The 23,466-nt window shown below is 58.5% G+C and carries 19 protein-coding genes; 10 read left to right on the forward strand and 9 right to left on the reverse strand.

Annotated features, from left to right (window positions below; genetic code table 11):
- The first annotated feature begins 35 nt into the window (after nt 1-35).
- The 3 genes from POR16_RS18985 (at nt 36) to POR16_RS18995 (ending at nt 1,825) form a co-directional block, all read left to right on the forward strand.
- On the forward strand, nt 36-389 hold the full coding sequence (locus POR16_RS18985; protein ID WP_005891328.1) for a hypothetical protein: 354 nt from the start codon (nt 36-38) through the stop codon (nt 387-389).
- A gap of 134 nt (nt 390-523) precedes the next feature.
- A complete protein-coding gene (locus POR16_RS18990) occupies nt 524-988 on the forward strand; it encodes a hypothetical protein (RefSeq protein ID WP_024671352.1) in 465 nt (154 codons plus the stop codon).
- An 18-nt stretch (nt 989-1,006) separates the two neighbouring features.
- The gene (locus tag POR16_RS18995; protein WP_053931913.1) at nt 1,007-1,825 is read left to right on the forward strand and encodes an SDR family oxidoreductase; all 819 of its coding nucleotides are present in this window, start codon (nt 1,007-1,009) and stop codon (nt 1,823-1,825) included.
- 50 nt (nt 1,826-1,875) lie between these two features.
- Here the strand turns inward: POR16_RS18995 and POR16_RS19000 are convergent, their stop codons facing one another.
- The 4 genes from POR16_RS19000 to POR16_RS19015 are packed head-to-tail and all read right to left on the reverse strand — an operon-like array spanning nt 1,876 to nt 6,598.
- The gene (locus POR16_RS19000; RefSeq protein WP_005891320.1) at nt 1,876-2,736 is read right to left on the reverse strand and encodes an efflux RND transporter periplasmic adaptor subunit; all 861 of its coding nucleotides are present in this window, start codon (nt 2,734-2,736) and stop codon (nt 1,876-1,878) included.
- A 22-nt stretch (nt 2,737-2,758) separates the two neighbouring features.
- Nucleotides 2,759-2,959 carry a DUF1656 domain-containing protein gene (locus tag POR16_RS19005; RefSeq protein WP_005891319.1) on the reverse strand — a complete coding sequence of 67 codons (201 nt, stop codon included), beginning with the start codon at nt 2,957-2,959 and terminating at the stop codon, nt 2,759-2,761.
- Complete coding sequence (locus POR16_RS19010; RefSeq protein ID WP_005891318.1) at nt 2,949-5,135, reverse strand: FUSC family protein; 2,187 nt, start codon at nt 5,133-5,135, stop codon at nt 2,949-2,951. The genes POR16_RS19005 and POR16_RS19010 overlap by 11 nt, the downstream gene beginning before the upstream one ends.
- Nucleotides 5,132-6,598 (reverse strand): efflux transporter outer membrane subunit, encoded by a 1,467-nt coding sequence (locus POR16_RS19015; RefSeq protein ID WP_005891317.1) that lies wholly within the window; start codon nt 6,596-6,598, stop codon nt 5,132-5,134. The genes POR16_RS19010 and POR16_RS19015 overlap by 4 nt, the downstream gene beginning before the upstream one ends.
- Before the next feature lie 199 nt (nt 6,599-6,797).
- Here POR16_RS19015 and POR16_RS19020 point away from each other — a divergent pair, with 199 nt between their 5' ends.
- Both POR16_RS19020 and POR16_RS19025 read left to right on the forward strand, forming a co-directional pair.
- Nucleotides 6,798-7,745: a LysR family transcriptional regulator gene (locus tag POR16_RS19020; protein ID WP_005891316.1), complete on the forward strand. Its 948-nt coding sequence runs from the start codon at nt 6,798-6,800 to the stop codon at nt 7,743-7,745.
- 87 nt (nt 7,746-7,832) lie between these two features.
- Nucleotides 7,833-8,807, forward strand: coding sequence for a 2-hydroxyacid dehydrogenase (locus POR16_RS19025; protein WP_005891315.1), 975 nt, complete (start codon nt 7,833-7,835; stop codon nt 8,805-8,807).
- A 50-nt stretch (nt 8,808-8,857) separates the two neighbouring features.
- On the opposite strand, the gene POR16_RS26160 is transcribed toward POR16_RS19025, so the two are convergent.
- Nucleotides 8,858-12,112, reverse strand: a complete 3,255-nt coding sequence (locus tag POR16_RS26160; protein WP_005891314.1) for a TagA domain-containing protein — start codon at nt 12,110-12,112, stop codon at nt 8,858-8,860.
- A gap of 167 nt (nt 12,113-12,279) precedes the next feature.
- On the reverse strand, nt 12,280-13,194 hold the full coding sequence (locus tag POR16_RS19035; protein WP_005891313.1) for a DMT family transporter: 915 nt from the start codon (nt 13,192-13,194) through the stop codon (nt 12,280-12,282).
- Between the two features lie 136 nt (nt 13,195-13,330).
- On the opposite strand from POR16_RS19035, the gene POR16_RS19040 reads away from it, so the two are divergent.
- From POR16_RS19040 to fecA, 4 genes are all read left to right on the forward strand, one after another.
- A complete protein-coding gene (locus POR16_RS19040) occupies nt 13,331-14,227 on the forward strand; it encodes a helix-turn-helix domain-containing protein (protein WP_005891312.1) in 897 nt (298 codons plus the stop codon).
- Between the two features lie 88 nt (nt 14,228-14,315).
- Complete coding sequence (locus tag POR16_RS19045; RefSeq protein WP_005891311.1) at nt 14,316-14,819, forward strand: sigma-70 family RNA polymerase sigma factor; 504 nt, start codon at nt 14,316-14,318, stop codon at nt 14,817-14,819.
- On the forward strand, nt 14,816-15,793 hold the full coding sequence (locus POR16_RS19050) for a FecR domain-containing protein (protein WP_005891310.1): 978 nt from the start codon (nt 14,816-14,818) through the stop codon (nt 15,791-15,793). The genes POR16_RS19045 and POR16_RS19050 overlap by 4 nt, the downstream gene beginning before the upstream one ends.
- A gap of 219 nt (nt 15,794-16,012) precedes the next feature.
- The gene (fecA, locus tag POR16_RS19055) at nt 16,013-18,361 is read left to right on the forward strand and encodes a TonB-dependent Fe(3+) dicitrate receptor FecA (RefSeq protein ID WP_005891308.1); all 2,349 of its coding nucleotides are present in this window, start codon (nt 16,013-16,015) and stop codon (nt 18,359-18,361) included.
- A 208-nt stretch (nt 18,362-18,569) separates the two neighbouring features.
- On the opposite strand, the gene POR16_RS19065 is transcribed toward fecA, so the two are convergent.
- Entirely contained in the window at nt 18,570-21,071 is a 2,502-nt protein-coding gene (locus POR16_RS19065) for a TonB-dependent siderophore receptor (protein ID WP_005891306.1), read from the reverse strand.
- A 245-nt stretch (nt 21,072-21,316) separates the two neighbouring features.
- On the opposite strand from POR16_RS19065, the gene POR16_RS19070 reads away from it, so the two are divergent.
- Nucleotides 21,317-21,745 carry an HPF/RaiA family ribosome-associated protein gene (locus POR16_RS19070; protein WP_005891304.1) on the forward strand — a complete coding sequence of 143 codons (429 nt, stop codon included), beginning with the start codon at nt 21,317-21,319 and terminating at the stop codon, nt 21,743-21,745.
- 84 nt (nt 21,746-21,829) lie between these two features.
- Here POR16_RS19070 and POR16_RS19075 read toward each other — a convergent pair whose 3' ends face one another.
- Nucleotides 21,830-22,792, reverse strand: a complete 963-nt coding sequence (locus POR16_RS19075; RefSeq protein WP_005891302.1) for a FecR family protein — start codon at nt 22,790-22,792, stop codon at nt 21,830-21,832.
- Entirely contained in the window at nt 22,789-23,331 is a 543-nt protein-coding gene (locus tag POR16_RS19080) for a sigma-70 family RNA polymerase sigma factor (protein ID WP_005891300.1), read from the reverse strand. The genes POR16_RS19075 and POR16_RS19080 overlap by 4 nt, the downstream gene beginning before the upstream one ends.
- Nucleotides 23,332-23,466 lie beyond the last annotated feature (135 nt).

A 23,466-nucleotide genomic window follows, 5' to 3' on the forward strand; every position in this document is an offset into this window, starting at 1 on the left:
GCCAAAGCTACACGTTCAAACAGGAGCTATCAGATATGACTACGCAATCTGCACCAAGCCTTCCAGTCCCCTTTATAAAAGGCGCCTCAGCAAAAAACGAAGTTCCGTCGAACGCAGATATCACGTTGGTACTTCCAGCATTTACTGGGCCCACCTGTACGCAGGTAATGCTGACTTTGATAAGTGAGCCGGAAGACTTCAACCGTCAGATCAATCAACTGGTTGAGATAATGCAAGATAAAGATACTGTTGTGACCGTGTCCAATCTCAAGGATGGGAAAAAGATCTTCGAATCGTCGCATAAGGCTAAAATTTCAGGTTCCGTAGACGCCGGTAACGGCCAGTGGATTGAAACGCCTGAGTCTGTTACTTACACGTTTATCGACTAAAACCGTTTTAATACATCAGGACTTCAATGACGCCTCCCCAGGCGTCTTTTTTGTCGTTCTGCCTCGCCGCCCCATTGGTCAACCCATCCTCAATGTCTGTAGGATATCCAGCACTGCCCCTGCTGGAGACTCGTATGTTTATCGGCATCCTTTTGATCCTGACCTGGCTAATCCTGCTGCTCCGTTACCCGGCCAAGGCCTTGCAGGTCTCGCTGGCAGCGGCGGCCGGGCTGGGGATCGTGGCGGCCATCGTGATCTGGCAGGACAGCCGCGAGGCGCGCCAGCTCGAGCATCTGGAAATGCGCCTGAGTTACGATCCGCAAGGCTGCCCGGCAGATCGCCCGTTACAGGTCAGCATCACTAACACCAACCAGGTCGCTCTGCAGGAACTGCGCTGGCGGATCGCTGCCTATGCGCCGGGGGACTCGGTGAATCTGGCGGACAATACTTACACAACCGCCCGCTATCGCGGCCCCGGCGAACTTCAGGCAAAGGGCGCGTGGAAGGATTGCGTGCCGTTGCCTGTATTGCGCAGCGGCTATCGTCCACAAACCCTGGAATTTCGCGCCGAACATCTGCAAGGCAGTTTCTCGGACTGACCCTCAAGGACTTCACATATGCCCATTGCTCTGATCACCGGCTGCTCGAGTGGAATCGGCCGCGCCCTGGCCGACGCGTTCAAGGCCACGGGCTATGAAGTCTGGGCGACGGCACGCAAGACCGAGGATGTTGCAGCGCTGAGTACTGCCGGGTTTATCGCGGTGCAGCTGGACGTCAACGACGCGCTGGCGCTGGCGCAACTCGCCGCAGGGCTTGAACACAGCGGGCTGGACGTGCTTATCAACAATGCGGGCTACGGTGCGATGGGACCTTTGCTGGACGGCGGCGTGGATGCCATGCGGCGGCAGTTCGAAACCAATGTGTTTTCGGTTATCGGTGTTACCCGGGCGCTGTTTCCGGCGCTGCGTCGCAACAAAGGGCTGGTGGTGAATATAGGCAGCGTGTCAGGTGTGTTGGTCACGCCGTTTGCGGGGGCTTACTGCGCGTCCAAAGCAGCCGTTCACGCCCTCAGTGATGCGCTGCGTCTGGAACTAGCGCCGTTTGGCGTGCAAGTGATGGAAGTACAACCGGGCGCGATTGCCTCCAGTTTCGCGAAAAACGCCAGCCACGAAGCCGAACAGTCGATCAGCGAGCAGTCACCCTGGTGGCCGATCCGCGAAGGTATCCGCGCACGTGCCAAGGCGTCGCTGGACAACCCGACACCCGCCACCGTTCTGGCTAGCGAACTGCTCAAAGCGGTGCAACAGGCCAACCCGCCACGCCTGCTGCGCATAGGCAACGGCTCGCGCATCCTGCCGCTGATGGCGTGGCTGTTGCCCAAGGGGCTGCTGGAAAAAGGCTTGAGAAAGCGCTTTGGTCTGGATACTGATTTGTAGCGTAGAGCTTCACGACAGGCAGTTTTCTGCACGCTCCGCATCCTTGATGATCAGCCACCTGTTGGCCGGACGATCACGGTGCAGGTCATCCCCGCTGCCAGCAGTACACCTTCAGGCACGTGATCAAGATGAATGCGCACCGGCACGCGCTGGGCCAGGCGTACCCAGTTGAAGGTCGGGTTCACATCAGCGATCAGCTCGCGGCTTTGCGGATTGTCGCGATCATAGATACCGCGCGCGATGCTTTCGACATGGCCCGCGAGCACTTCGCCGCTCATCAGTTGCATATCCGCCGGATCACCCGGTTTCAGGTGCGGCAATTTGGTTTCCTCGAAAAAACCGTAAATCCAGAACGAGTTCATGTCGACCACCGCCATTTTCGCTTCGCCAATGCGTGCGTAGTCACCGCGATGAACGTTCAGGTTGGTGACATAACCGTCCACCGCGGCCACTACCCGGGTGCGTGACAGGTTCAGTTGAGCGGCCTCCAGTTGCGCTTGCGCCAGCTGGTAATCGGCCAGCGCCGAGGTGGCCACATTGCTGGCGTCGTCACGATTTTCCGCTGAAATCACCAGCTCATCCATATCGGCGCGGCGCTTGGCGTTGAGCTTGCGCATCTCCCAGGTTGCCTTGCGCGACGCCAGCAAGGCCTGCGCCTGCCTGACGGCGATCTGGTAATGCTCGGGATCGATCTGCATCAACAGATCGCCGCGTTTCACCTGCTGATTGTCGCGTACCGGCACCTCCACCACCCTGCCGGACACATCGGCGGCCACGTTGATAACATCGGCACGCACCCGACCATCACGCGTCCACGGTGTATCCATGTAATCGACCCACAGCGCCCGACCGACCCACAGTGCCAAGGCGAGCACCAGCAAGGTGGCAATCAGGCTGAAAAGCTTTTTCATCAGGGAGTTCTCGACCCAGGCATCAACGATAAAGGGGCAGCGCCAAAGCGCCGAAAATGCAGACGAACAGGCTCAGCCGCAGCAAAGCCGGGTGCCAGAAATACCGATACAGATCGAAGCCGGCCAACAGCCGGTCCAGCGTCCAGCCCAGGACCATCGCGAGCAGAAACATCAGTGTCAGGGACGGCATGTATACCCCGTGGAACGCTATTTCACGTGGCATGGGCCTGTCCTGAAGCCGCTGGGTGCACGCCGTAGACGGCCAGCGGTGACTGTGTGTCCAGCAGCGAGGTGCGAATGAAGTGCAGGTAGCTCTTCACTCGACGCAACACGGATGTATCGAAGTGCGAGGCAAATGGCTCATCCGCTTCCTGCACGCGTTTGATCGCCTGATCGACAGCCAGCAGGCCGCGCTGCAGATTGACGGCATCGGGCTTAATGAACAGCCGGATCAAGGCCCGCCCCATCACCCGTAATGCGACACGCCAAGGCTGATATTCAGCGTAAGCAGGATGAACAGGCAGCGTGGCCTGTTCACGACGCAGTTCGATGATCGCGTGGCCGACTTCCAGCACCACGAACATCCAGCGCAGCAATTCACGTTGCACCAGCGGCCTGCTGACGGCCAGACCATAGGCTTGGTGCATCAGGTCGCGAGTCTGGCTTTCAAAGCTTGAACCGAGGCGATTCAGCGGTGCGCTGATGGCGAACACCACTTGATTGCGCAGCGCCTGCTCCAGTCGCCGCCACATCCAGTGGCTATCGGGCGGCAGAATGATCGCCCCCGCCGCTGCACAGACCAGCATGCCGATGACCATCGCGAGGTAATCGTTGATGAAGGTATAGGGGTTGTAGAGGGTCAGGTTATCCGGCACCGAGCCGAGGCTGAAAAAGATCAGCAGTCCCAACCCATAACCCGCCCACTGCGGGCGCGAACCGAGGAACGCGCCGAACATGAATACCGGTGCCAGCAGCATGCACAACAGCGCAAAGCCATCGATAAGCGGGAACAGAAAGAAGGTTTCGACAAACCCCAGCAACGCCCCGAGCAGCGTGCCGCAGGCCATCTGAAACGACATGCGCTTCGGGTTATTGGTGGTCGATGACAGCGCAACCGTCGCCGCCGAAGCCAGGGTCATGCTTGCGCCGCTGGGCCAGGCGGTCAGCACCCACCAGGCACTCATCAGCCCGACCACGCTGGTTGCGCGCGCACCCGCGGCCAGTGCAGTCAACCAATGGGTACGCGGCACGAACGACTCTTTCCATTGCTCGCGAACATGCGTGTGCTCGGCCAGCGATGCATGGGTGCGCGCGTAATCAAGCAATTCGCTGATCAGCCGGTACAGCAGCTCGAATGCCGTATGGAAATCGAGCCGCTCGGCATCACTCGTTGCCGCTTGCTCAAGCTCGGCACGCAAGCGTCTGACGAGGTCGGGCCATTGCGCTTTGCAATACTCCAGCTGACTGACCAGTGCGCAGGCATCATCAGGGGTCAGGGCGAGGCCAGCGAACCTGTCCAGCAGGCCGGCCAAGTGTTCAAGACCAGGATCGATATGCGTCAACACGGCCCCGAACTGCCCGTTGCGAAGCCGTTCAAGCAGTTGATGCAGCGCGTTGAAGCGCGTGGTGACAGCCATGAATTCGCTGTTCAGCCGATTAAGCCGCCCATTGCGCCGCCGCATGTGCGGGTCTTCGAATACCGTGACGCTGCGCATGCCCTCCAGACCGATAGCCTCCGCAACGAAGCGTACGTTGCCGGTTTCAAACGCAGCGCGTGATGTATCGCCGCGCAAGCCTTCTGTCACGAAACGCGCAAATACTCCGAAGCGCAGATACAGCGCGTTACGCATGGCGGCACTGGCGCTTTGCGGCAATATAGCAGCACTCACCGCCGTGGCGCAGAGAATCCCCAGTGTAATTTCCAGTACGCGCCAGACGGCGGCCATGAATGCCCCTTCAGGGTGCGCCAGCGCAGGCAGGCCGACCATGGCGGCGGTATACCCGGCGAGCACAAAACCGTAAGCACGAAAGTTACGATAACGCGCAGCGCCCGCAGAGCAGGTGCCGACCCACAACGCCAGACAGCCGAGAAACGGCACCGGGTCCTGGGCAAACAGGGCCATCAACAGCACCATCATGGCCGACCCGGCCAATGTGCCCAGCAGTCTATAGAAACTCTTGGCGAACACCTGCCCGCTCTGCGGCTGCATGACGATGAACACCGTAATTATCGCAGTGTGCGGTTGCGGCAACTCCAGCCGCAGTGCCAGCCAGTAGGTCAGAAATGCAGCGATTAACACCTTGAAGATGTATATCCATGTCACCCCGTCACTGCGCGCCCAGCTATTGAATTCTCGGCGCCAGGGCAAAACGTGAAGGCGTTGCAGGGTGGTGATCATTGCAGCGCAGTCCCGCGATCATCGCCTGCCGACAACCCGCCTCCCAGCGCCACCACCAGACCGGCATACGCATTCAATCGCGCCGCCTCGACCTGCTGCTGGATTTCCTGTTGATGGAAGAGTCGCGTGCGTGCGTTGAGCACGTTCAGGTAATCGGTCAAACCGCGTTGCCAGGCAATAAGCGCAATGTCATAGGTCTTCTGCGCCGAGGCCACCGAGCGGGCAGCGAACACCTGCTGTTTGCCCATCGATGCGCGCCGAATCAACTGATCGGAAATGCTCTGCAGCGCTGTCACCAGCGTCTGGTTGTAACGCGCCACCGCCAGGTCGTACCCGGCCGACGCCTCGCCCAGCTCCGCTCGCAAACGTCCACCATCGAAGATCGGCAGGCTGATCGCCGGGCCAACCTTGTAACCCAGCTTGCTGCCAGTCAGAAACTCCAGCATGCCGCCGCCCGTGGCCATAAAGCTCAGGCTGCCAACCAGATCGATGTCGGGATAAAAGCCTGCGCGGGCCACATCAATACCCCGCGTTTGCGCCTCGACCTGCCAGCGCGCAGCTACCACGTCAGGGCGCTGCCCAAGCAGCTCGGCCGGCAACGCGGAAGGCAGGCTCAATGCGCTGTGCAACGATAGCGCGGGCCGTTGCAGACCGGCGCCCAGCCCAGGCCCCTTGCCAGCCAGCGCTGCCAGTTGATTGCGGTTTAGCGCGATGGCCTCTTGCAGCGCATCGATCTGCCGGTGGGCTTCAGGCAACGACGTTTCGGCCTGACTGACATCGAAATGCGTACCAAGCCCGCCCTTCAGACGACGTTGCGCCAGCTCGAGTATCTGTTGCTGCTGGTCCAGCGCGGCCTTGGCGATGTCCAGGCGCGCGTAATTCAGCGCCAGTTGAATATAGGCGCGAACGATATTTTCCTGTAATTCGAGTTGTGCCTGGCGCAACTCGACAGCACTCACATGCGCCATGTCGAGCGCCCGCTCACTGGCGTTTTGCTCACGCCCCCATATATCCAGTGAGTAACTCAGGCCCAGCGACGCATTGTTGTCCCAGGTGCGAGTATCGGCCAGCGCGCCTGGACCATAAAACTGATCGTTCGGCCAGTCGTGACGTTGCAGGCTGGCATTGCTCTGGATGTGCAGCGATTCGTCCGACTCGGCAATGCCCGCCATCGCCTTCGCCTGCCTGACTCGTGCCGCAGCCATTGCCAGACTCGGGCTGCCGAGCGTTGCAAGTTCGACCCAGCGATCAAGTTGTGCGTCCCCATAAGCACGCCACCATTGCGCTGTGGGCCAACGTGCGTCGAGTGCAGCGTGCTGGATAGCCTGGTCAGTCGCCAAAGTGGCGGCGGGCAGCAGCCTTTCGTGCGGTTTGATTCCGTGAGTCCCGATACAACCGCTGACAATCAGCGTCAAAGCCAGACTACCGAGGGGCTTGAGCCCTCTGATGATGCGCGACGGCACAGCTGCGAGTTCCCGACAGGAGGTGATACACCTTGAATGGCGGCGATTCTAGGCGGCGCTCTGCACGGCGATAAGCAGGGAGTTATGTGAATCTTTGTTACAGAAACGGTGATAATGCTTTGGTCTGGCTGACATGCGCTCGTTACTTCATGTCACAATTTGCCATCACTTCAAAGAAGTACCCACTAGAGAAGTACTCATGGACACCCTGCAAAACATGCGTGCCTTCAGTTGCGTGGCCCAGGCGGGCAGCTTCACCGCCGCCGCCGCAGTGCTGGACACCACGACGGCCAACGTCTCGCGCGCAGTCTCCAACCTTGAAGCGCATCTGCAGACCCGACTGCTCAACCGCACCACCCGCCGCATCGCCCTCACTGAAGCAGGAAAACGCTATTTACTGCGCTGCGAGCAGATTCTCGCGTCGGTCGAAGAAGCCGAAGCCGAAGCCAGCGATGCCCATGCACGCCCCGCCGGACAGCTCAAGATGCATTCGATGCCAGGTGTCGGCCAGCATTACGTGATCGACGCCATCGCCCGCTATCGACGTAATCACCCGGACGTCGCGTTCGACCTGACTATGACTCATCGGGTGCCGGACTTGCTCGAAGAGGGTTTTGACGTGTCGATCGTGCTGGCCAGCGAACTGGCAGACTCGGGTTTCGTGTCGCAACGCCTGGGCATCACTTACAGCATCGTCTGCGCATCCCCCGAATACGTCAGGACCTTCGGCATGGCGCACAAACCCGCCGACCTGCTGAATCACGCGTGCCTGCGCCTGGTGAGCCCGGTGTTTCCGCTGGAAAAGTGGCTGTTCGACGGCCCGGATGGCCAGGAAATGGTCACCATCAACAGCTCGCCATTGCTGGTCAATTCGGCGGACGCAATGAAAACCGCGATTTCCAGTGGCATGGGCATCGGTATTTTGCCGATCTATTCGGCCATCGACGGGCTGCGCAACGGCACGCTGGTGCGCGTGCTGTCTGACTACCGCTCGCAGGAGCTGAACCTGTACGCCATCTACCCGTCGCGCCAGTATCTCGATGCGAAGATCAGAACCTGGGTCGAATACCTGCGAGGCTCGCTGCCTGAAATCCTCGCAGCCGATGAGGCCGACCTGCATGTGCAAGCCCTGAAAGCATCGTCCTGACATCGTACAACTGCAAAAAGCGGCTGCCAAAGAGCGGGCAGGAATGTTAGCGTGCTACTCATTCAACCGCTCAAGAGTGACAGTCCAATGAAAAAAACCGTACTCGCCTTCAGCCGTGTTTCACCGGAAATGGCCGAGCGCCTTGCGCAAGATTTCAATGTGATCGTGCCCGACTCCAAAAAGGGCGACATCAACGCTCAGTTTGAAGAAGCCCTGCCCGAGTCGCACGGTCTGATCGGCGCAGGCCGAAAACTGGGCCCTGACCAGCTCAAGCACGCAGCAAAACTGGAAGTGGTTTCCAGCATTTCAGTGGGCTACGACAACTACGATGTCGGCTACCTCAGCGAGCGCGGCATTCTGCTGACCAACACTCCGGACGTACTGACCGAAACCACCGCAGACCTTGGCTTTTCGCTGATAATGAGCAGCGCTCGCCGTGTCGCCGAGCTGGACGCCTACACCAAGGCCGGTCAATGGACGCGCAGCATCGAAGCGCCACACTTCGGTACAGACGTGTATGGCAAGACACTGGGCATTGTCGGCATGGGCAATATCGGCGCGGCCATTGCGCGAAGAGGTCGTTTGGGCTTCAACATGCCGATCCTGTACAGCGGCAACAGCCGCAAAACCGAGCTGGAGCAGGAACTGGGCGCACAGTTTCGCAGGCTGGACCAATTGTTGGCCGAAGCGGACTTCGTCTGCCTGGTCGTACCATTGAGCGAAAAGACCAAACATCTGATCGGCCGTCGCGAGTTGAGCCTGATGAAGCCCGGCGCTATCCTGATCAACATCGCCCGCGGCCCGATTGTCGACGAGCCGGCACTGATCGAAGCCTTGCAGAACGGCACCATTCGCGGCGCTGGTCTGGACGTTTACGAAAAAGAACCGCTGAGCGCATCGCCACTCTTCCAGCTCAAGAACGCTGTCACCCTGCCCCACGTCGGCTCGGCCACCACCGAAACCCGTCAGGCCATGGCCGACCGCGCCTACCACAACCTGCGCAGCGCACTGCTGGGAGAGCGCCCGCAGGATCTGGTCAACCCGCAGGTCTGGAAAGGTTGATTCAGGAAGCCTTTGGCCATCCTTATGGCCACAGGCTGCCTGACATTCAATTACCTGGAAGCAGGGTCAGCAGGTGTTTGCTCCTCGGCAGTTGTCCCGGATAACGCCACTGACCCGAATAAAAATTTCTGCGTTGAATCATTGTTTAAGGGTGCTTGCGTCACGGTTGAGTTAGTGGGCGATGCCGTTATGAAAGTGCCCGTAGTAATATTTTGCACTTGAGACCATGGCAGACCCGGAAAGTCCGCTCGCCGAGTCCATTGATGAGTATCAAGACTGACCTGACATTCCCTCATTTTCAAACCCTCCACCAAGCAACGACTGCCATCAGGGGTGACGAGATTGAAGTGCGGCCCGCGTGCGTCATAATCCTTGAGTCCGCCAGTTCGCCATTGCTGGTTAATGTTATTGACGCAAGGCTGTGTAATGACCCCCTCCCCAAGACGCGTCAGACATTTTTGGCCGATTGAATTAATCTTTATTAAAGGCGAAATATCATCGGGCCCGAGACGGTCAAAGTTTTGCTCCGCACCGTACGTAACGCCTTGCATCACTACTCTACCGCTCTGCTCTGCGGTGATGAACTTACCGTCCTCCCCTCCTTGAAGTACTACCGCCCCAGACGGTGCTATATCCGGGCGCACCCTCCATTGAAATTGCAGCGTATTGATATCGCACGCAGACAGGGTCAACGTTTTGCCCAGACACGCTGCTGACGTGGGGCCGGTCAATATAAACGCTTCCCCTGAACCGTTGAAAAAGCTGGACATGGCCCACTGCTGTCTGGCGTCACCCACATTGCAGGTCTCCTGAGTCAAACCGGTCGCTGCACGTGACAGGCACAGCTTGTTAAGTCTGGAGCGCAGATACTGAGGTGTAATGACAGGGTAGCCTGCCTCAGCGCCCACCAGGATGGCAGGCGGCAATTCGGGCTGAGTGTCGAGCATTCTCTTGTTGAGACTAAGGTTGTTTCTCCGCAGCTCGGCAGAAACCGGCTTGCGCGCGGAAGACACATTGATGGCAACCGAAACAACATCCCCAGCATCCACGTTTCCTGAGTAAAGCGACCAAGTGTCGGTAAGACCGTTGGCATACTGAACGCGTAACGTATAGTTGTCCGGTGCAGTATTGCTTGGCGTCGTGTAGAACTCCTGCTCTTTGCCACTATAACCTGTCATGTACGCCGTGCTTCCATCACCCGCCGTTATAAACTTGCCGTTCTGCTCATTCTGCAGTCTGAGTATCGTTTTGCTGTGGGTAATATCCTCGCGAAATGTCCAGAGATGAGCCCGGTTCTGCCTACAACTGACCATCATCAAATTACCGTCAAGGCATTTGTCAGTTACGTCATTGACAAGGTTAACCAATTGCTCATTAGCGGTTTTAACGGCAGTCCAGCGCTGCTGATACGACGTTACCGAACACCGTTCAAAACCAGGTATATTGTTAGTCAACAACGAGAGACACAGGCCTGTCGGCGCAGATTGGATTCTTTCACTCGTAAAGGTCTTTGAAAGAGCTATGTCACGAACCATTGAAACACTTCCATCCTTCAGGCTTGCCTGGGAGGGCTGAGTTTCCGCATTCACAATGGCATTTGCCTTGGGTACGTCACTCACGGATAAAGGCTGGGCTGTAGGCGAAAACACGTTGCCATAGTTGGAGATGATAGGCGGGTATATCTGGCTCAGCGTCTGACTGTCATGCTGCGCGTCGGCCAGTGTCATCACCAAGGTCTGTACAGGGACGCCTTTCAGCAGAGGGACCTGCCGCGGTTGCATCATTTTCAACTGCGTTCCAATGTCATGAGCCGACTCATCAATGCCCGGATCGATCAACTGCTCTGGAGCCACCTGCGTTTTCAGGCCTTGAGCCTGCGCAGCGTTCGGAGGCTGCCGATGATCATCCCATAGCCCGGCATACTTCAGGTTCGCCGGAAAACTGCCAAAACGCTGCTGCACACGCAACATCTGTTGATGCGTGTAAGGCGCAATGTAGTGAAGCCAGTCAGCAGTCGCAGGAGGATTTTTACTGCGCAACGCTTCAAACTCATCTACTTGTGGGGCCGATGCTGTAGCGGATGGCCAGTCAGGCAGTTCCAGCGCACCCATGACATGACCGAAGTAGTGGTAGCCAAGGTAGTCTACTCCGAGTCCATATTTCTTCGGATCAACATGATAATTAGGCAATAACTTCCGATCGTAGGAACGATAGGCCCACTTTTCATAACGCGGCGGTGTGTCATGGGGTAGCCCAAGGCCGTGGCCGGTTTCGTGCCAGAAGCCCTCGGGCCTCGAAGGGTAATTGCAGCTGTTTCCTCCACAACTTGCCCCGACGCCAGGCGGTAAAACAGGGATGTCATCTGGCACATCCAGTAATTGTCCCGAGATCGCTACAAACTTGCCGGGCTGCTTGTATCCAAGGTCGGAGGCTGCTCTCCAGTAAATACCCATGCCGACTTCAGCAGGCAATGTCTTGCCGCCAAGCTCGGCCCACTCTCGGTAGTCGGTGTCTGACGTTGAATAACGATGAGGCCTGCTATCCTTACCCCGGGCAATGATATAGGGCCAGTAACTCTGACCCATACCCAAAACCAACTGCCTGATCGGTAGCTCGGAGAACATTTCCCGGGCCGCGATTTTCGCCAGTTGCGGATTTTTTTCGATATCGTATTGATCGAGTGTGGTCTTGCAGGTGCTCTCACTCTTGAAAATACAGCCTTTGATGTTCATCAACACCAGGCCATCGCTTTCGCTGTTCAGAAATATCATTTTGCTCTTGGCCAACGTCGCCACTTCATTCGGAAAGTCGACGTTATAAAAGCTCAGGCTTGTGTCAGCAGAAAACTGGTCGTACGGAATCGTCGCGGTGAATGTCCATCTTTTGAACTTCGGATACATCCCCACGATGGGCTTTCCCGAAAAAGTGTTGCTTTGGTCGTACACAGCGCTCTCAGGCATCCATTGATACGGAGCCATGGGAATTACGGTTCTCCTGCCCCGATGGCTCAATACCATGTTCACCGCCGTGTACCACACCTGCGGAGGCGGTGTAAGTACTACCAGCGCCTCGCGATCAGGGACCAGAAGTGGATCAAACACTTCGCGCTGTGCGCTGACCACGTGCGTTTGCGCGAAATCTATCTGCCCGCTCACCGGGCCATGAAGATCGTTGCGCCACTCTGCCAAGGCCGGAGTCACCTCGGTAGCAGTCTCGGCAATAACCTCTGCCTGCAATGACGAATAGACCAAAGAACAACTGATTAAAAATGCCAGCGAACCTACACGCAAGAATACCCTGTCCATTAACGAGTCCTTTCAGGAGTGAGCGCACATTGAAAGCTGCCCTCAGTCCTGTTGCCATTCCATGGCCACGAGCCGGTGATGACGGCAGATACCCGCTCATAATCGGACGAGCATTGCCGTCGCTCAACTAGCAGAAGTACTAGGCATCACGCCCACATCTCCGTCTTTCAGGACACGCCTCCGGCAGCCAGCTTCATGGCAACGACAGGTTTGACACGCGGTTTTCTGAACACCAGCACATTCCCCGCCATTACCAGCACAAGCCCCAGCAGGGCCGCCAGCGTCCATTGATAACCTTCGACCCACATCGAAATATTCAACGCCACTATCGGGAACAGCACGGTGCAGTAAGCAGCGCGTTCCGGGCCCATACGCCCGACCAGGGTCAGGTAGGCGGTGAAGGCAATCACCGAGCCGGGTATCACCAGAAACAGCAATGAGCCTACGTAGCGCGTGTTCCACTCAAACGTGAACGGTGTGCCGCTGAGCAGGCAGTAAACGGCCAGAATGCTTGCCCCGTAGAACATTCCCCAGGCATTGGTGGTCAGCGGGCGCAGCCCTGCTTTCTGTTGCAGGCTCGACAGCATATTGCCTGCCGAGAAGCACAGCGTGCCCAGCAGGGCCAGGCCCAGACCTACAAGGGTCTCGCGGCTGGCGCTGTGCCCGGACAGCTCGGGCCAGAACAGACACGCCAGCCCCAGCAAGCCCATCGCGCCACCAGCCAGCACATTGCCAGCGATTTTCTGGCGAAAGAATACTCGCGCATTCAGTGCATTCCACAAGGTTGAGGTCGAGAACACCACAGCGATCAGGCCGCTGGGTATCCATTGGCTGGCGGTGTAGAAGCACATGAAGTTGACACAGAACAGGCACACGCCTTGCGCCAGACAGATCAACTGACCACGACGATTGACCGGTTGCAGACGTTTGCTCAGCAACAAAAACGCGAACAGCACCAGCGCCGCCAGTGCGAAGCGATACACGATTGAGACCGGAATGGCGACATCACCGAGCTGAAGTTTCAGGGCAATCCAGGTCGTGCCCCAGATCAGCACTGTCAGCAGATAAAGCGAAATGTTCATGATGCAGGCTCCTCAATGAGCCATCAGTCTGCTGCGTCGGGCATGCAACCCGTTTGCATAATCTTGCGCTTTTGATTCAACAGGTAATGGCAGCGGCATGGGCTGCGGGTAGGATACGAAGCCTAGAGGAATCACTATGTCAGCCATCGACTCCATTCAGGTCTTTCAGGCCTTGAGCAGCTCCCCCCATGCCCGTCTGGAGCAGAGCGCGCCGCTGGGCGACGGGTTGATGGCTGCGCAGTGGAACAATCGGCATGACTCGCAGGAATATCACGCACCGACTCACCATACATTGTCGTGTTACGTCGCAGACGGCACCGGCACTTTCCGCCGCGACCAGCCTGATCAGAAAGGCTCACCGGGAAAACTCTGTGTATTGCCTGCAGGCCATGAGTCGGCCTGGGTGGTGAATGGAGAGATCCGCCTGGCGCATTTGTATTTCAGCCCGGAACACTTCGCCCTTGGCTGCGTGACGTTGCTGGATCGCGAGCCCCGTGAGATGCAACTGCGCGAGCACACGTTTCTCGACGATGAAGTACAGGCTGATCGCTTCCAGCAACTGATCCGCCTGAACTGGACAGAACCCGCTGAGCGCTTGCTGACCAGCAGCCTGGCGCACGAGATGGTCAGCCATGCGCTGCTCAGTCAGGCGGGCATGCGGGAGGGGCTGCGCCTGAAAGGCGGGCTGGCTCCGCACCTGCGCCGTCATCTGGTGGACTTCATCGAAATGCACCTGGCCGACCCGCTAAGCCTTGGTCAACTGGCGGGCATGTGTGCGCTCTCGGAATACCACTTCGCTCGCATGTTTCGTGAAAGCTTCGGCCTGCCGCCGCATCAATACCTGCTGGCACGGCGCATCGAACTGGCTCGCCAGTTGCTGCGGCACACCGTCATACCCCTTGGCGAAATAGCACTGGCCTGTGGTTTCGCAAGCGCCAGCCATTTCAGCAACCGCTTTCGTCAAACCGTGGGGGCAACGCCCGGCGAATACCGGCAGGTGCTGGGCGCTGTCCATCACGGCCTGGAAAAATGAAGCGCAATATGAATGATAAATATTCTCATACGCAAAAGAGTCTGCCAGAATCGACGCCATTATCGAATCGCGTGGATTGTTCTCCGAGATGCACACCGCCCATTCTGCCCTCAATCACTCTGTCGCAAGCCTGTATCAGGCACATAACACCTGGCTGACGACCTGGTTGCGGCGCAGGCTCGGCTGCCCTCACAACGCTGCGGACCTTGCCCAGGACACCTTCATCAAGGTGCTCGGCGCACGAGACAGCGCGCAGATCATAGAGCCTCGTGCATTCCTGACCACAATCGCCAAACGCGTATTGAGCAATCACTACCGCCGCCAGGATCTGGAGCGCGCCTACTATCAGGCGCTGTGCGAGCTGCCGCAAAGCGTGGCGCCTTCGGAAGAAGAACGAGCAATCATCCTCGAAACCCTGGTGGAGCTTGACCAGTTGCTGGATGGCCTGCCGACAGTGGTCAAGCGCGCGTTTCTGATGTCGCAGGTCGATGGCCTGAGCCACGGCCAGATCGCCGCCGAGCTGGATATTTCCATCGCCACGGTCAAACGTCACCTGAACAAGGCCGCGCTGCGCTGCTACTTCGCCCTATGAGCCTGAGCAACGACTCCCTGAACAAATCCGACATTTCGCCTGCCGTCGCGCAGCAGGCAGTCGGCTGGCTGCTGGAAATGCAGGAGGGTGCGCTGGATGCCCGACGCCAGCACGCCTGGCAGTCGTGGCTCAACGGCCACGCTGAACATCAGCGGGCCTGGGCGCACATGCAACGGGTCAATCAGCGCCTGAGCGGTCTGTCCTCGCCGCTGGCCCATGCGGCACTCGGCGCACCGAAATCCGCGGGCCGCCGGCATGCATTGAAGCTCCTGTTGCTGCTCGGCGCGGGTTCGGTGGCAGGCTGGAGTCTGCGCGAGCAGATTGCCCTGCAACCGATGCTGGCCGACTACAGCAGTGCTGTTGGCGAACAACGCAAAGTGGCGTTGGGCGATGGCAGTCAGGTGCAATTGAATACAGCGAGCGCGGTCGATGTGCGGTTCGATGAACAGCAGCGTCTGATCAAACTCTTGCAGGGCGAAATCCTCATGACCGCGTCGGCAGACGCGCGTCCGCTGAACCTGCTGAGCGCCGAGGGCACAATCAGGGCTTCGACAGCCAATAGCCGTTTCAATCTGCGTCAACTGGACGGCCAGACGCAGTTGGCGGTGTTTGCCGGAACGCTTGAAATCGCCCCGGCCCACAGAAGCGACCCGAGCCTGATACTGCGCGCCAGTCAACAGGTGACGTTCAGCCGAGATGCCTGGACCAGCGTGCAGACGGTGGATGCGAGCAACGGTGCGTGGGCCGACGGCATGCTGGTGGCGTCGCGCATGAAGCTGTCCAACTTCCTCGCAGAGCTGAGTCGTTATCGGCGCGGCCGTTTGAACTGCGACGCGAAGGTGGCCGACCTGTTGATCTCCGGCAGCTATCCGCTGGCCGACAGCGAGCGCATCCTCGACATGCTCCAGCTCGCCCTCCCCGTGCGCGTGCAGCGTTTCACCCGGTACTGGGTGAACGTGCAGGCGCGGGCTTGATAGTAATTGCTGGTTCCCACGCCCTACGCGCAGAAGCGCCTCGCTCCAGTTTCCAGCCCGACTTCGTCAGATTCCTTCGCGATAAAAAAGCGCTTTTACGTGCGCGAGAAACGAAAGTTGGACCTTGAAAAATAATTTCAAAAACCGTGAGCCGTTTTCTGTTGCTCGCGTGACAGACAGGGAAAGCATCTCTCAACCTTCCGGTCAAAGGACTCTTGCATGTCAGCCCGCCCTACCCAACTTTCACCGCTGGTGCGCACGTTGCGCCATGTCATTTTTGGCGCCAGCCTGTCGGTCGGCAGCTTATCCATGGCATACGCTGCGGAAGTGGCGCCCAAGGTGTATCACATTGCGCCGAGCGAGCTTGAAGCTGCGCTGAGCCAGTTCGGCCGAGAGTCGGGCGTGCTGATTTCCTATGGTTCGCAGGTCACCAGCGGTTTGAAAAGTCGTGGGCTGGAAGGTCAATACACGCCAGAACAAGGTCTCAATGCCTTGCTTGAAGGGACCGGTCTGCAGGCGGTGGGTGATGGCAACAACGGTTTCACGCTGCAATCGGCCAGTGCAGCTGGCGCACCGATTGAGCTGGGCGTTTCCACAGTGGTCGGTGACTGGCTGGGCGAGGCGCAGCAGACCAATGTTTTCGAACACCCCGGGGCGCGTGACGTGATCCGCCGTGAGGAGTTCGAGCGTGTCGGGGCGACGTCGGCGCGCGAGGTGCTCAATCGCATTCCCGGCGTCAATGCACCGGACAATAACGGCACCGGCAGCCATGACATGGCGCTGAACTTCGGCATCCGCGGCCTCAACCCGCGCCTGGCGTCACGCTCCACGGTATTGATGGACGGTATCCCGGTGCCGTTCGCGCCCTATGGTCAGCCACAGCTGTCGTTCGCGCCGATCAGCATGGGCAACATGGACGCAGTGGACGTGGTGCGTGGCGGTGGCGCAGTGCGCTATGGCCCGCAGAACGTGGGCGGCATCGTCAACTTCGTGACCCGCGCCATCCCCGACGCACCCACGCTCAAAGGCGGCATACAGACCGAAACCAGCCCGTCGTCCAGCCATGACGGCTTCAAGACCACCGGTAACTTGCTGGCAGGCGGCACGGCAGACAATGGCCTGGGCGGCGCGATTCTGTATTCCGGTGTACGTGGCGGTGACTGGCGCGAGCACAGCGATACCCAGATCGACGACTTGATCCTCAAAGGCAAGTACCAGATCGACGAGGCCAATAGCCTCAATGCAATGGCTCAGTATTACGACGGCGAAGCGCAGATGCCCGGCGGGCTGAACGTGGCTGACTACGATGCAGACCCGTACCAGTCGACGCGTCTCAAAGACAAATTCTGGGGCCGTCGCACGATGTTCAATTTCGGCTATCGCTACGAACAGGATGCACGCGTGTTCACCGCCAACACGTTTTTCACCAAGACCTTGCGCAGCGGCTACCTTGACCAAGGCAGCTTTGTGTCCCTGTCGCCCCGTGAATACTGGGTGCGCGGTCTGGAAACACGCTTTTCGCAAGGCTTCGCATTGGGTGAAACCTGGCATGAAGTGGGCGTCGGCTATCGCTACATCAACGAAGCCGGTCATGAACTGCGCTATCGCGAACCTGTGACGGGCGACCTGCCGACCACCGCCAGCCGCAACGACCGCGATACTCGGGGCGCCACCGAAGCGCATGCATTCTATATCGATGACCGGATCGACATCGGCAAGTGGACCATCACGCCGGGCGTGCGCTACGAGATGATCGACACTGCGCAGAACAACAACCTGACCAACGCCCGATACCAAGGCGACTACAGCACCGCGCTGCCTGCATTGAACGTGCTGTATCACCTGACCGACACCTGGAACCTGTACGCCAACACCGAGGGCTCGTTCGGCAGCGTGCAGTACAGCCAGATGCCCAATCGCGTTACCGGGGATGAGGTCAAACCGGAAAAAGCACGCACCTGGGAGCTGGGCACACGCTACGACAACGGCAACCTGCGGGCTGAAATCGGCGCGTTCCTGATCAACTTCGACAACCAGTACGACAGCAACCAGACCAACGACACGGTGATTGCACGCGGCGAGACACGTCATCAAGGGATCGAAACCAGCGTCAACTACGCACTGGAAGGCCTGAGCCCGATACTGGCGGGCTACGATGTCTACGCAACTTATGCGTTCGTTGACGCGACTATTCGCGAAGACGGGCCGAACAAGGGCAATCGTGTGCCGTTCTCGTCAAAGCATAAAGGCACGATGGGCGTCAGCTATACCGAAGGGCCGTGGAAGCTGAATTTCGACAGTTCATTCCAGAGCGACCAGTTTGCCGACAACGCCAACACGGCAGCGGAAAGCACCGATGGCAGCACCGGGAAGATCCCTGGCTACATGCTGTTCAGTACCCGCGCCAACTACGATTTCGGTCCGCAGCTGTCGGACCTCAACGTCGCAGTCGGGATGAAAAACATCTTCAACCGCCAGTATTACACCCGCTCGTTTGACGACAACAACCGCGGCAAATACGTCGGCGAACCACGCACCGTGTATGTGCAGACCTCGGTCGCATTCTAGTTTTCAGAAAAACACAGGGCTCAAGAGCAGTACCATGCGGCCTGGAGAAACACTTACGGTCTGGAGAAACAATCGTGCCCATGCTCCGCGTGGGCATGCATTTCCGGACGCTCTGCGTCCGATCCTCAGCAAGTGGCGCCGCGCAGACGCGGGGCGTCACGAAATGCAGTACCACGCTGAAGCGTGAGTAACGAGAAGCAAACTCCTGTTACCAGCGATAGGTAGCACTCGCCTGCACGGTGCGTTGCGAGCCGTACCAGCACCATGAGTACGTGTAGCAGGACGCGACGTATTCCTTGTTGGTCAGGTTGGTGACGTTCAGCGTCAGTCGCAGGTTGTCCATCGTGTTGCTGATGTTTGGAATGTCGTAATGCACGACAGCGTCGAACAAGGTGTAACCCGGCACTTTCAAGGTGTTGGCTTCATCGCCCCAGCTTGCGCCCACATAACGCGCCCCGCCGCCCACGCCAGCACCTTTCAGTTGCCCGTCATGAAACGTGTAATCAGCCCATGCCGATGCCGTGTGGCGGGGGATCGCAGGCGCGGTGGTGCCCTTGACCGCCACTTCACGTCCCGGCGCGTCATCGATGATGCCTGACGTCACGTTGACCGCGTTATTGGACTTGGTCACCCGGTTGTCCAAGTAGGCATAAGCAGCGGTGATGTCCAGGTTGTCGTTCAGACTGGCCTTGCCTTCCAGTTCGAAACCACGAGACTGCACCTCGCCGGTCTGCACCTGGCACACCGAGCCATTGCACATGTTGCCTTCCGGGTCCTGGGTCAGCACGTTGGATCGGCGCAGGTCGAAAATCGCGGCAGTGATAAAACTGTTGCTGCCAGGCGGCTGGTATTTGACGCCCAGTTCGTATTGCGTGCCTTCGGTCGGATCGAACAATGAGCCATCCAGCCCTGTACCGCTCTGCGGCTCGAAGGATTCCGAATAACTGACGTAAGGCGCTAACCCGTTATCGAACAGGTAAACCAGGCCCATGCGCCCGGTGAATGCTTCGCTGTCGGCAGAAGACCGGGTTTTTACGCGCGACGTCAGGTTGCTGGAACTGTTGCTGCTCTCTGCCCAGTCGTAGCGACCGCCCATCAACAGCACCCACTTGTCCCACTTCAACTGCTCCTGCAGATACAAGCCTTTCTGCTGATCACGCTGCGTGCCGGACTCGGTATAGGCAGGCACCTCGACGGGCGAACCATAGACCGGATCGAAGATATCCAGCGTCGGCCCTGTGCCGTAGCCGGCCTTGGTGTCGGTGCTGGTGTTCTGGTAATCCGCACCCAGCAACAGCGTGTGCTGCAGCGGGCCGGTGTCAAAACTGGCCTGCATCTGATTATCGAGCGTGTACGAATCCAGGTTCACGTCAGTGGCGATGGTGGCCCGCCGGGAGGTGCGATAGTCGGTCTCCAGAGTGCCCCAGCCGTTATAGATACTTCGATAAAGCCCTTCGCTGCGCATATAGCGGGCGTTCTGGCGGAAGGTCCAGACGTTGTTCAGATGATGTTCGAACATGTAACCCACTGCGTGATATTCACGGTCACTCTTTTCGAAGTCTTTCTCGCCATCATAGAAATCGAAGTCGATGTGCCGCCCGGTCGGACTGTTCACGACTGAGCCGTAAGCAGGCATGGAGCCATAAGAAGCGCCCTTGGGGTCGCTCTGATAATTGGCCAGCAAGGTCAGCGAAGTGGCGTCATCAGTCCGCCAGGTGAATGCCGAGGCGATAGACTGACGACGCGTCTCGGTGTGTTCGATCTGGCCGTCGGCATCATCGTACAGACCGGACAGACGATAAGAGTAAACGCCCTGATCATCGACAGGGCCGCCAAAATCGAAGGTGGTGCGTTTCTTGTTGAAGGTGCCGTAGGTCAGGCCGATCTCATGAAATGGCGTGTCGGTAGGCAACTTACTGACCATGTTCACCACCCCGCTGGGGCTGGCCTGACCGTACAGCACAGATGCAGGACCGCGCAGCACTTCCACCCGTTCCAGATCGAACGCGTCCTTTTGCGGCGCGGCGTCGCGATTGCCTGGCATGCGCAGGCCGTCCAGATACAACTCGGGCGAGAAGCCACGGATGCTCAGCATGTCCAGACGCGACGCCGTAGAGCCACGTGTCTCAGGCACCACAGCGGCGCTGTAACGCAACATCTGACTGAGATTCTCCGCCCCTTGAGCTTTCATCTGATCCTTGGTCACGACCGAAATCGATTGCGGGGTTTCGATCAGCGCTGTGTCGGTCTTGGTCGCCGACAGCCCGCGTGTAGCCACATAACCGGTCACGGGCCCGGTGGCGGTCTCGAATTGAGACGCGCCGCTGATGTTGGTGGCCTGCAACTCCATCGAACCCTCGATAGCCTCCGGCGCCGCCTCGATGCGATAGCGATTGGCCGACAATGCCCTCGCGCGCAAGCCACTGCCGCCGAGCAACCGGGCAATCGCTTCGTCGGTGCTGTACGTACCCTGCAGCCCGGTGCTGCGCTTACCCCGCGTAAGCGCCGGGTCGAATGCCAGCGCAAGGCCCGCCTGCTCCGAAAAGCTATTGAGCACCTGGCCCAGATCCCCGGCCGGCATCGAAAAGCTGCGCGCCGCAGTGACGTCCTGATTCGGTACTGAGGATTCGGCTGCGTGCAATGGCATCGCTGCACAGGCCATCAGAACGGCAAGTGCCAAGGGGTGCAGCGAACTGGCGGGACGGGGCATGACAGATCCTTGGTATCGATTGGGTTTCCTTAGCCATGACGCACACGGTCGCAAAACGGACAGGGAATGAGAGGGATTTACATTCAAATGATCGTCAGAAATTTTACGTCGAAATATTTCTTACACATTGGGGTTGAATTGTCTGTCCATTGGCGCCAACACTGTGAATGAGCGCAAACGAAATCGATTCCGCACGGGATCGCACTGTCCAGCCTCACACGAGCAAGCCCTAATAAGGATTAACTATGCAAATCCAGGTCAATAGCGATAATCACATCGAAAGCAGTATCCGACTGGAGGAGTGGGTTCGTACCACCGTTGAAAGCACGCTCGCACATTACGATGAAAACCTGACTCGCGTGGAAGTCCATATCCGCGATGAAAACGGCGACAAGCCCGGCCCGCACGACATCAAGTGCCAGATGGAAGCCCGGCCCAAAGGTCACCAGCCCATTTCTGTTTCCCACAAGGCCGATACGGTAGATCAGGCCGTGGACGGTGCTGCCGTGAAGCTTGATCACGCTCTGGAGCACCTGTTTGGCAAGCTGCGCGGCAAGCGCAGTGCCGCGCCTGCTCTGGCCGAGCAGGACGACGATCCGGTCAGCCCGGATGCATTGCTTGAAGAAGAATTTCTGGAAAAAGAGCAGGAGAAAGAAGCTGCTCGTCTGAGCTGAGGTATGGCTGACACGTTTTGCAAATAAAAGGGCGAACCTGCGAGGGTTCGCCCTTTTTCATTGTCGGCGCCGTTGACCCGCGGCTTATCGATTCGTCGGTTTGACGATTACCAGCAGGTCGGTGAAGCGATCGACCATGATCGGCAGATTATCGGCCAGAGTAGCCAACGCAGCGTCGGTGTCATCAAGGCGGAATACGCCTGATACGCGCAGGCCTTCCAGCGCCTGTGCATCAAAACGCAACATACCGTGGCGGTAAACCGCCAGGGCTCGCAACACCTCACTCAAAGGACGGTCATCCACCTTGAGCAAGCCACGTGTCCAGGCCGCAGGATCCTGGTTGTCCAGGGGATGCGGCACCTGCACTCGCCCATCCTTGAGCAAAGCCTGCTGACCGATGGCCACATTCACCACGTCTGCCGTGTTGGCTTGAGCGGCAATAGCCGATTCCAGCACGCTGACAGTGGTGCCCTCCTCTCCCCGCTGCACCAGAAAGCGTGTGCCCAGTGCGGTGATCGTGCCTTGATCGGTGCGCACCACAAACGGTCGCTGCACATCTTTGGCCACCTCAACCCACAGTTCGCCTTGCAGCAACTCGACCACGCGTTGCCGTCCATCGAATTTTACATTCAGTGCCGAACCGCTGTTGAGCTGCACCTGGCTGCCATCGGCGAGAGCGAATTGTCGTCTTTCGCCAACCTCAGTGTGTTGATTGGCCATCCATACCGGCAGTTGTTCAGCGCCCATCCAGCCACACACCAGAACACCGATCAATGCCACTGCCCGGACAATGCGGGAGGTCGGTTTCGGTCCCGCAGACACGAAAGTCTGACGCAGTGCAGCACGCTTCGGAGGGTCGGACAACTCATCGAAACTGCCCCACAGCGACTGCATCCGCGACAGCGCCAGCTCGTGTGCGGGGTCAGCCTGGCGCCATTGTTCGAAGGCCGTTCTGTCAGCCGCGCTTACCGGTTCGTCATGCATCAAAGCCAACCAGGAAGCGGCCTCGGTGATCATCAGCTCGGAGGGTTCACGCGTGTCGCTCATGCAAAATGGCCCGAACCGTGCAGTGTCTTGTAGCAGTGCACCATGACGCTTGCCATGTACTGCTTCACCATGCTGGAGGACACACCCAAGTGAGTGGCGATTTCGCTGTACGTCAGTCCATCAAGGCGATGGAGCAAAAAGGCCTGCCGCGGTTTCTCGGGCAAGCCTTCGAGCATCCGGGCGACCCGCTCCAGTATCTGCAGTGCGACGTGGATCGCTTCAGGGCTAGGAATGCTGGCTTCGTCGGCATGCAACGCCAGTGCGTCCAGGTAAGCACGCTCGACCTTGCGTCGCCGGGTCCCGTCAATCAGCAGCCGCGTGGCGGTCGTCGCCAGGAAAGCGCGCGGCTCCTTGAAATTGAGCGGTTCGGTCAGAGCAAGAATTCGCACAAAAGCATCATGCGCGAGGTCAGCGGCCCGGTGCGAGCAGCCCAGCTTTTTCCGCAGCCAGCCGTGCAACCACGCATGGTGATCGCTATAGAGCTCGGTCATTTGCTGGCGACGACGCAAATCGTCATCAACGGCGGAAAAGTCACGCATACGTCAACGCTTCTCAAACACGAAAAATTATCATTAACGCGAAAGATGACATCAAAACCCATCAGCAGCAAGCGCAGGAGTAACGCAACCGCTGATCTGTCATCGAGAACCAAAAGGACGAATACCCGGTCAACT

It is taken from the genome of Pseudomonas coronafaciens pv. oryzae str. 1_6 (genome assembly GCF_000156995.2).
GTDB lineage: Bacteria > Pseudomonadota > Gammaproteobacteria > Pseudomonadales > Pseudomonadaceae > Aquipseudomonas > Aquipseudomonas tremae.